This is a genomic window from Streptomyces zinciresistens K42, assembly GCF_000225525.1.
GTDB classification, from domain to species: domain Bacteria; phylum Actinomycetota; class Actinomycetes; order Streptomycetales; family Streptomycetaceae; genus Streptomyces; species Streptomyces zinciresistens.
In genome coordinates this window covers 54,610-62,464 of record NZ_AGBF01000025.1, presented here as the reverse complement: position 1 = coordinate 62,464, position 7,855 = coordinate 54,610, and the positions used below count along the sequence as shown (strand labels likewise).

General features: G+C 72.3%; 9 protein-coding genes. 2 read left to right on the top strand and 7 right to left on the bottom strand.

From position 1 onward, the window contains the following. Positions 1–233: 233 nt before the first annotated feature. The 3 genes from SZN_RS11250 to SZN_RS11240 all read right to left on the bottom strand — a co-directional run bounded on the left by SZN_RS11250 (position 234) and on the right by SZN_RS11240 (position 2,223). Entirely contained in the window at positions 234–1,019 is a 786-nt protein-coding gene (locus tag SZN_RS11250) for a DivIVA domain-containing protein (protein ID WP_043729990.1), read from the bottom strand. Positions 1,020–1,185: 166 nt separating this feature from the next. Continuing rightward, positions 1,186–1,716 carry a signal peptidase II gene (locus SZN_RS11245; RefSeq protein ID WP_007494370.1) on the bottom strand — a complete coding sequence of 177 codons (531 nt, stop codon included), beginning with the start codon at positions 1,714–1,716 and terminating at the stop codon, positions 1,186–1,188. 123 nt (positions 1,717–1,839) lie between these two features. Continuing rightward, positions 1,840–2,223 (bottom strand): ArsR/SmtB family transcription factor, encoded by a 384-nt coding sequence (locus SZN_RS11240; protein WP_007494368.1) that lies wholly within the window; start codon positions 2,221–2,223, stop codon positions 1,840–1,842. An 867-nt stretch (positions 2,224–3,090) separates the two neighbouring features. On the opposite strand from SZN_RS11240, the gene SZN_RS11235 reads away from it, so the two are divergent. Both SZN_RS11235 and SZN_RS41330 read left to right on the top strand, forming a co-directional pair. Next, entirely contained in the window at positions 3,091–4,110 is a 1,020-nt protein-coding gene (locus SZN_RS11235) for a nucleoside hydrolase (RefSeq protein ID WP_007494366.1), read from the top strand. Between the two features lie 38 nt (positions 4,111–4,148). After that, positions 4,149–4,304: a hypothetical protein gene (locus SZN_RS41330; RefSeq protein ID WP_167546299.1), complete on the top strand. Its 156-nt coding sequence runs from the start codon at positions 4,149–4,151 to the stop codon at positions 4,302–4,304. A 58-nt stretch (positions 4,305–4,362) separates the two neighbouring features. Here SZN_RS41330 and SZN_RS11230 read toward each other — a convergent pair whose 3' ends face one another. From SZN_RS11230 to SZN_RS11215, 4 genes are all read right to left on the bottom strand, one after another. Beyond that, positions 4,363–5,592: a cytochrome P450 gene (locus tag SZN_RS11230; RefSeq protein ID WP_007494362.1), complete on the bottom strand. Its 1,230-nt coding sequence runs from the start codon at positions 5,590–5,592 to the stop codon at positions 4,363–4,365. Positions 5,593–5,743: 151 nt separating this feature from the next. Continuing rightward, positions 5,744–6,964, bottom strand: coding sequence for an NAD(P)/FAD-dependent oxidoreductase (locus SZN_RS11225; protein WP_007494360.1), 1,221 nt, complete (start codon positions 6,962–6,964; stop codon positions 5,744–5,746). After that, positions 6,961–7,161, bottom strand: a complete 201-nt coding sequence (locus SZN_RS11220) for a ferredoxin (protein WP_007494358.1) — start codon at positions 7,159–7,161, stop codon at positions 6,961–6,963. Before SZN_RS11220 ends, SZN_RS11225 begins: the two co-directional genes overlap by 4 nt. Continuing rightward, entirely contained in the window at positions 7,158–7,835 is a 678-nt protein-coding gene (locus SZN_RS11215) for a TetR family transcriptional regulator (RefSeq protein WP_007494357.1), read from the bottom strand. The genes SZN_RS11220 and SZN_RS11215 overlap by 4 nt, the downstream gene beginning before the upstream one ends. Positions 7,836–7,855 lie beyond the last annotated feature (20 nt).

Below are 7,855 nucleotides of genomic sequence, written 5' to 3'. Positions count from 1 at the left end.
GCCGCACGGCGTAGGCGCCGCCCCGCCACGCGGCGTAGGCGCCGCCCCGCCGCACGGCGTACCCGCATCGCCCTTTCCGGAGACAGGGCGATGCGGAAGAACGCGCCTGCGGGCGCGGGAAAGGGGGACGGCGCGGCCGGAAAGCGGAACTCGGCCAAAAGCTCGGCGCAACCGCACGAATGCGAAATCGAAAAGGGCGGCGGCCGTCCCTCGGGCCGTCCCTCAAGCCGTGTTCAGGCCGTGTTCTCCGCGGCGCCGTACTCGTCGAGCCGCGCACCGACGCTGATGCCGTCGCGTCGCGGACCGATCCCCGAGTCCTCACGCCGCGGGCGGACGCCCCAGTCGACGGGCCCTTGCCGCAGCCGCGTCACCGCGCCGGAGGGGCACGGGGAGGGGGACGGGGACAGGGAGGGGACGGAGGAGGCGCCCGCCATGGCGGGATACGCGCCGCCGCCGGGCTCCCCTTCGAGCAGCCGCAGTTGCTCCTCGGCGGAGCGGATCTGCATCTCCAGCCCCGAGCGGAGCTGGTTGCGGTACTCCTGGGCGTGTACGTGCAGGCCGTCGGCGTGCAGGCGGATGCCCGCGGCCTCGTCGGCGGCGCGCCGTTCGATCTCCGCGGCGCGGCTCTCGGCGTCGGCCACGATCTGTGCGGCCTGGGCGTAGGCGTCCATGACCGCCTGGTCGGCCACGGTCTGCGCGAGGGCGATGATCCGCTCCGCCCGCGCGGAACGCGGCTCACCGCCCTGCCGCGGGCCCGCCCCGGGGGCGTCCCGCCGTCCGCGCAGCGTCGCGTTCTCCTGGAGGACGGCGTTCAGCGTCCGCTCCACACGACCGAGGAAGTCGTCCACCTCGCCCAGGTCGTACCCCTCGCGGAGCCGCACCGTCGTGAACACCTGGCTGCGGACCTCGTCCGGGGTGAGCCAGGGCCGGTCGTCTCCCCATGGGGCCGCGCCCGCGGGCCGCTCGGTGAATTCCTCGGCCTCATGAGGATCTCCACATTCCTCTTCGTGGATTTCCACGTCCCCCGCCACCTCCTGAAGCTCTTTCCGGAGAGACGGACCCGTCTCCGCCCTCCCGCCGGAGCATGTCCGGGGAGACGTCGCGGAAAACCGGAGAGGCGGAACTGATTCAGCCGGGGAAATTCACTTCTGATATGAAGAAAGCCAATGCGGAATTCATGCCGACTCAGGCGGCGCTCTCGGCCTTCTCCGGCTCCTCGTCCGGGTACCGCCAGGCCAGGATCGCGACGGCGATTCCGCCGGTCACGATGAAGACGTCGGCCATGTTGAAGGTGGGCCACCAGCCGGTGTGCAGGTAGTCGGTCACGACGCCGTCACCGGCCCGGTCGATCAGGTTGGCGGCGGCGCCGCCCAGGATGAAGGCCGCGGCGCCCGCGGCCGCCCACGACTTGGGCGCCAGGCGCCATCCCACGATCGCCACGAACGCGGTGATGACACCGGTGACCGCTATCACCACCCACGAGGGCAGGTTCCCGCCCATGGAGAAGGCGACGCCCGGGTTGTAGGCGAGGCGCAGTTCCAGCAGGCCGAGGGGGATCGGGTCACCGGGCAGCGCCCTCTCGGCCCACGCCTTGGCGCCGAGGTCTCCCCCGGCGACGGCCACGGCCAGCGCCAGCGCGGCGATTCTGCGCCGTCCTGCGCCGCGGCGCGGGGCGGCGGGGGACACGTCGGTCGGTGCGGGGTGCGTTTCCGTCATGGTGGTGGACTCCAGGACTGCGGTGGACGGACGGGCGGGGACGGCTGGCCGGGCCCCCGGCGCCGGCCGGGGCCCCGGGACGACGGCGGTGCCGGACGGGGTCCGGGGACGTACCGCGTGCCGTCAGAGGCGGTCGGCGGCGCGGTGTGCCACCGGTTCGGAGCCGAGTACGGCTTGGGTCAGGGTACGGCCGCGGTCTGTGAGTGCGTATATCGCCAGGCGGCCGGCCCGCCGGGAGGTGGCCAGACCCGCCGCGCGCAAGTAGCGCAGATGGTGCGAGACGAGGTTCTGGGCCTGGCCGATCACCCATGCCAGATCGCACACGCACAGCTCTCCTGCCACCGCCAGCGCCGAGGCGACCGCCAGCCGGGTGGGGTCGCCGAGCGCCTTGGCCGCCGCCGCTGCCAGCTCGGTCCGTCCCGCGGCGGGCATGCTGGAGCGCAGTGCCGACGCCACCGTCGTGTCCAGGCAGAGCAGATCGCAGCTGTCGGGCTGTCCCTCGGTCACGTTCAGAAATCCTTTGTCACGTCCGGAGCGGCGGCGTCCGTGGTGCCGTCCGCGCGGAGTCCCCTACGTCGACGCCGCGGCCGGCCGTCCCCGACCGGATCTCGCCGACGAATCGACCCTGCACGCCGGTCACCCTAAGCAGGTCCGGCGAGGATCATCACGCCACCGCCCCTCACATGACCCAGTCGTGACCTCCCCCGCACCGAACCTTGGGGTGCCTCACCCGCCGGAGCCCGGCCGGCCTCCGAGGAAAGCGGAGGAAAGCGGCAGAACCGGCGGAGCAGGCACACAGGGAGCAGGCTGGACGAATGGCGTCGGAAACGACCGCGCGAAGGTGCCGGTGGGGAGAACCGGCTGGGCGGCGGCGGGGTTCCCGGCGCCGGAGCCGGCGCGGCGGTCGCGCGCGGCTGAGAGCGAGTACGGCGCCCCGTACGCGGAGTCGGCGTACGGGCACAAAGAGTGGACGGTGCGCTCTGCCGTCCGTGACGCTGAGTGGCGAACGCGGGTTGCGTGAGCGGGTGGCGTGAGCGGGCGGGGCGTCGCGTGGGCGGTGTACGGGCTCTTGGATGTGTGCGAGTGCCGCGTCCCGTTACGTTGAATCAGCTTACGCGTGCGAGGAGTTGACGGTGTGTCCTGCCCGGCCGTCATGCTGAGTTCCGGGCGAATGGGCCCGAGTTCCTGGAGAGACCCGAGTTCCTGGAGAGAGGGGCGGCGGATGGACGGAGTCGAAGCGACGGCGGCCACGGGTGACGGTACCCGGGCGGTTCCGGCGGAGGGAGGGGCTCTCACCGTGATGTACCAGGGCCTCCCCACAGGGGAGACGCCGCCACCTCGACGGCCGGCGACCCGCGCCGGCACTGACAGGCGATGACGGCCCCGGGCGAGGCGGTTCCCGGCAGCGGCCCGGCCCGGACTGCCGACGCCCTGCGCTCGCATCCCCGGCCGGAAGACCTGCGCGGCACACCACTCATCATCGACACCGACATCGGTGGCGACGCGGATGACGCCCTGGCCGCCGCGGCACGCTGCACCGGCGATCTGAAACTCGTCCTCACCGGGGACGAATCGCGCGGACAGCGCGCACGGTTCGCACGCCACCTTCTCGATCTCATGGGCCGGTCCGACGTACTGACGGTCGCCGGCGCCGAACTCGCGCCCACCCCGTACCTCGTCGTAGAGGAACTGATTCCGCCGACCGTGCCGGCCCAAGGTACCGACGTCGTCGGCGCGGTGCTCGACGTCCTTGCCGCCGTGCCCGGACCCGTGCGATGGGTGGGGATGGCGCCCTTGTCGAATCTGGCACGGGTCGTCACGGAAGCGCCGGAGGCCGCGACCCGGCTCCGCGTGACGCAGATGGGCGGCGCCCTGCGCTACCGCAACCCCGAAAGCGCCGAGCACAACATCCGGCTGGACGTGACCGCCGCGGGGCGCGTGCTTGACGCGGTCGCCGCGGGGCGCCTGCACACACCCGGATTCGTCGCCTCCGAAGTCACCTTCACCCCGCAGATCGAGGTGACGGCGGACACCCCTCTGTACGCCTGGCTGACCGCGTCCGACGCACCCGCCTGGGCCTCGCTTCTCTGCGCCCACCTCGACGCGTGGTTCAGCCGCTTCTACCCCGGCAGCATGCAGCATGACGCGCTGACCCTCTCTGCGGCCCTGGACCTTCCGTTCGTCGATTCCGACCGCATCCGCATCGCCATGGACGACATCGGACGGACCACCGCCAGCGACGACGGCGCGATGCTTCGGTGGAGTGTGGCGGCCGAGTACGACGCGTTCATGCGGTGGCTGACCACCACACTGACCGGCCAGGCGGCGTCGGCGCTCGAACACGGGCAGGGGAGCCGGGGGAAGCGACAGAGCAGAACTACCAGCACCTACTGAGCGTCAACGGGGGATTCCTGCCGCACAGCCCCACAGCCGTGTTCTCCACCCCACAGGCCGAGGCGACATCGGTACTCCACGAGGTCACGATGATCAACGAGGGCGGCACCAGTCTCCGCACCGGCCCGACCGGCAAGTTCGCGGTCGGCAGCGAAGGCCGGCGGTCGTGCGTGCGGTTCGTGGACAACGCCTGAAGGAGTCCGGCGGACGTGACGGCGGCGCCCGGGGGCGGGCGCCACCGAGGCCGAGGGGCTACCAGGTCACGGGGAGTTCGTGCAGGCCGTAGATCACCGCGTCGTACTTGAAGCGGGTCTCCTCCAGTGGGACGGCGGCGCGCAGGGTGGGAATCCGGCGCAGCAGGGTGGGATAGAGGATCTGGAGTTCGAGGCGTGCCAGCGGCTGGCCCACACAGTGGTGGATGCCGCTTCCGAAGGCCTGGTGCAGGCGGGAATCGCGGGTGAGGTCGAGCCGGTCGGGGTTCTCGAAGACGTCGGGGTCGCGGTTGGCGAGTTCGCCGAGGAGGATGACGCCTTCGCCGGCCCGGATGGTCTGCCCGCCGATCTCGATGTCCTCCAGGGCGGTTCGGCGGCGTCCGAGATGGACGATGCTGAGGTAGCGGAGCAGTTCTTCGACGGCGTTGACGACGGCCTGCTGGTTCTCGGCGTGGCGGATGACGGCGGCCTGGCCGGGGTCCCGGAGCAGCAGCAGGGTGCCCAGGCTGATCATGTTGGCGGTCGTCTCGTGGCCGCCGAGCAGCAGCAGGACACCCATGGTGGCCGCACCGCGGCGGGTCAGTTCGCCTTCTGTGACATGCCGGCCCAGTTTGGACAGCAGGTCCTCGCCCGGCGCGGTGATCTTCTTCCCGATCAGGTCGTCGAGGTACTGCGCCAGTGCCGCGTGGGCGGCCTGCCGCTGCTCGCCGGTGGTCACGGCCGACACCAGGGTCTTGCTGTTCGTCTGGAAGAAGTCGTGGTCCTGGTAGGGGACGCCGAGCAGGTCCGAGATGACCAGGGAGGGCAGGGGCAGCGCCAGGGCCTGCACGAGGTCGACGGGCTTGGGGCCCGCCAGGATGTCGTCGATGAAGGCGTCGGTCATCCGCTGGATCGACGCGCGCATGGCCTCGACGCGTTTGATGGTGAAGGCGCCGCTGACCATGCGGCGCAGCCGGGTGTGCTCCGGATCGTCCATGCCCACGAAGCTCAGGTCGCCCGCACTCTGCCTGCGGCTGTGCCGAGGGTCGACGGGGCTGGGGAAACCGGGCAGGGCGAAGTCGACGCTCAACCGGGCGTCGGACAGGAGTGCCTTCTGTTCCGCGTGCCCCGTCACCGCCCAGGGCGTGGTGCCGCCCCAGGAACGGACGCGGGTGAGGGGGCCGTGTTCGCTCAGCGCGCGCAGTTCCGGTGAGGGGTCGAAGGGGCAGGCCGGGGAACGCGGCGCCGGGAAGTCGGGGATGTCCGCGGCGGTCTCGTGGTGTGTCGTCATGGCGAGTCCTCCATGGGCGTGGCTGCGAGAGGAGAAGGGGGAATGGGGGCGGGGGGTGAGGGTGTGCTCGACGGCCACCCTGCCGGTGGTGTCCAGGCGTCGAGCAGAGCGGGCGGGACGCCGCGCGTCGCGTGCGTGCCCGCGCAACGGCCTACGCGGAGGACATGCCCGCGGACGGAGTGGTCCGCCGTGACGGCCGGGTGTAGTGGTCGACGACGCTCGCCCTGTGCAGCCGGGTCTGCTTGGGCATCCTCCAGCCGAGGACGCAGACGGGGCCGTGCGGGCCGTCGTGGCGGACCACGAACCGCCCCTCCGCCGGATCGCCTTCGACGAGCACGGTCCTCGCGTCGGGCGACGGCAGACCGAACGCCTGGATGCGGACGTCGAACTGGTCGGTCCAGAAGTACGGAACCGGCACGTAGGGGCGGTCCTCGCCGAGGATGTTCCCGGCCACGGCCAGCGCCTGTTCGGTGGCGTTGGTGCGGTTCTCCAGCCGGAGCGTCCGGCCCAGCCCCTGGTGGCGCCAGCGGGCCACGTCCCCGACGGCCCAGATTCCCTCGTCCGCGCGGCTGCGCTCGTCGCAGACGACCCCGTCGTCCAGGACGAGGCCGCTGTCCCGGAGCCAGTCGGTCGCGGGGGCGCTGCCCACCGCCGTCACGACCACGTCGGCGGCCAGTTCCTCCCCGTCGGCGAGCCTGACGCCCGTGACCGTTCCGTCGCGCGAGAGCAGCCGGTCGACCAGCGCCCCGCCGCGCAGGGCGACGCCGTGCTGCCGGTGCAGGTCCGCGAGGCACTCGGCCACGTACGGCCCCAACTGAGCCGTCAACGGCGCCGGTTGCGGGCCGAGCAGGCAGACGTCCAGCCCCATCTGGCGTGCGGTGGCCGCCGTCTCCGCGCCGAGCACACCGTCGCCCACGACGACCAGGCGCCTGGCTCCGAGCAGCGCGGTACGCAGAGCGACGGCGTCGGAGACGGCACGTAACCTGTGCACGCCTCTCAGACCGTCCTGACCGGGCAGCGCACGGGGGCTGACACCCGTGGCCACGACGACGGCGTCGGCCGTCACCGACCCGCCCGAGGCGGTACGGACGGTACGGCGTCCGGCATCGAGCGCCGTGGCCGCGTCCCCCAGGAGGAACTCGGCGTCCAGCGCGTCCAGCGCCTCCTTCGCGCGCAGTTGCGCCCGGGTGGGTTCCCAGATCCCGGAGAGGATCTGCTTCGACAACGGCGGCCGGTCGTACGGCAGAGCGGTCTCGGCCCCCAGGAGAGTCAGCCGGCCGCCGAACCCCTTGCGGCGCAGTGCCTCCGCGGTGCTGAGGCCGGCCGCCGACGCGCCGACCACGAGGACGTGATCCGGAAGGGTGTGCTTCACGCGTCCTCGTCCAGCGAGATGGCGGCCCCCGGGCAGACGGCCGCGCACTCGCGGACCGCGTCGTGCCGGACGACCGGTGGCCGAGCGTCCAGCAGGACGACGATGCCGTCGTCGTCGCGCTGGTCGAAGACGTCGGGGGCGATCAGCACGCACTGGCCGGCGCCGCAGCATTTCTCTTCGTCAACGATGATCTTCATGGCGCTTCCCTGGTGTGGGGGTGGTGGGTGACCGGAGCCGTGAGGAGCCCGTAGAGGGCGTCCTCCAACTCGTCGGCAGTGTCCGACCAGGACTCGTAGGGCAGGGCCGTGTCCGTGGCCAGGGCCCGTTCCCGCTCGGCACAGGTGTGGGTGAGGAGATTGCGTGCCATGGCGCCGCGTCTTCGGCGGACCCCGGGCGGAAGCCACGCCAGGCCCTGCTCCAGACCGCGCATCACGGTGGCCAGGGCGGGACGGGCCAGGGAGTCCTCCGCCACGAGGTTGCGCGCCGTCGGGTCGGTGAGCACCTGGACGGCGCATCTGGCCTGCCAGGAGGGAACCCCCAGCCCGGCCAGGTACTCGGTCGCCGGTCCGACCAGGCAGCGCACCCACGCCCGCAGATCGGAGGGGTCCTCGACCCGGGCGGCGTAGCGGCCGCGCAGCAGATCGACCGGTTCACCGTGGCGGGCCATCACGGCGCGCACGAGGTCCAGCCGCGTACCGAAGTGGTAGTTGACGGCGGTGACGTTGCCCTGCCCCGCGGCCTCGCTGATCTGCCGGTTGGAGACGGCGGCCAGGCCGTGTTCGGCGTAGAGCCGTTCGGCGGCCGCGAGGATCGCCGCACGGGTGGCGGCCGAGCGTGTACCGGGGCGCGATCCGGGGGCGGCGGCGGTCATGGTCGCTCCAGCCGTGGGGA

Bases quoted from the DNA above. Each gene is read 5' to 3' on its own strand.
- SZN_RS11245 (WP_007494370.1), bottom strand. From the start codon at position 1,716: ATGACGGAAACGCACCCCGCACCGACCGACGTGTCCCCCGCCGCCCCG.
- SZN_RS11235 (WP_007494366.1), top strand. From the start codon at position 3,091: ATGACGGCCCCGGGCGAGGCGGTTCCCGGCAGCGGCCCGGCCCGGACT.
- SZN_RS11215 (WP_007494357.1), bottom strand. From the start codon at position 7,835: ATGACCGCCGCCGCCCCCGGATCGCGCCCCGGTACACGCTCGGCCGCC.
- SZN_RS11220 (WP_007494358.1), bottom strand. From the start codon at position 7,161: ATGAAGATCATCGTTGACGAAGAGAAATGCTGCGGCGCCGGCCAGTGC.
- SZN_RS11230 (WP_007494362.1), bottom strand. From the start codon at position 5,592: ATGACGACACACCACGAGACCGCCGCGGACATCCCCGACTTCCCGGCG.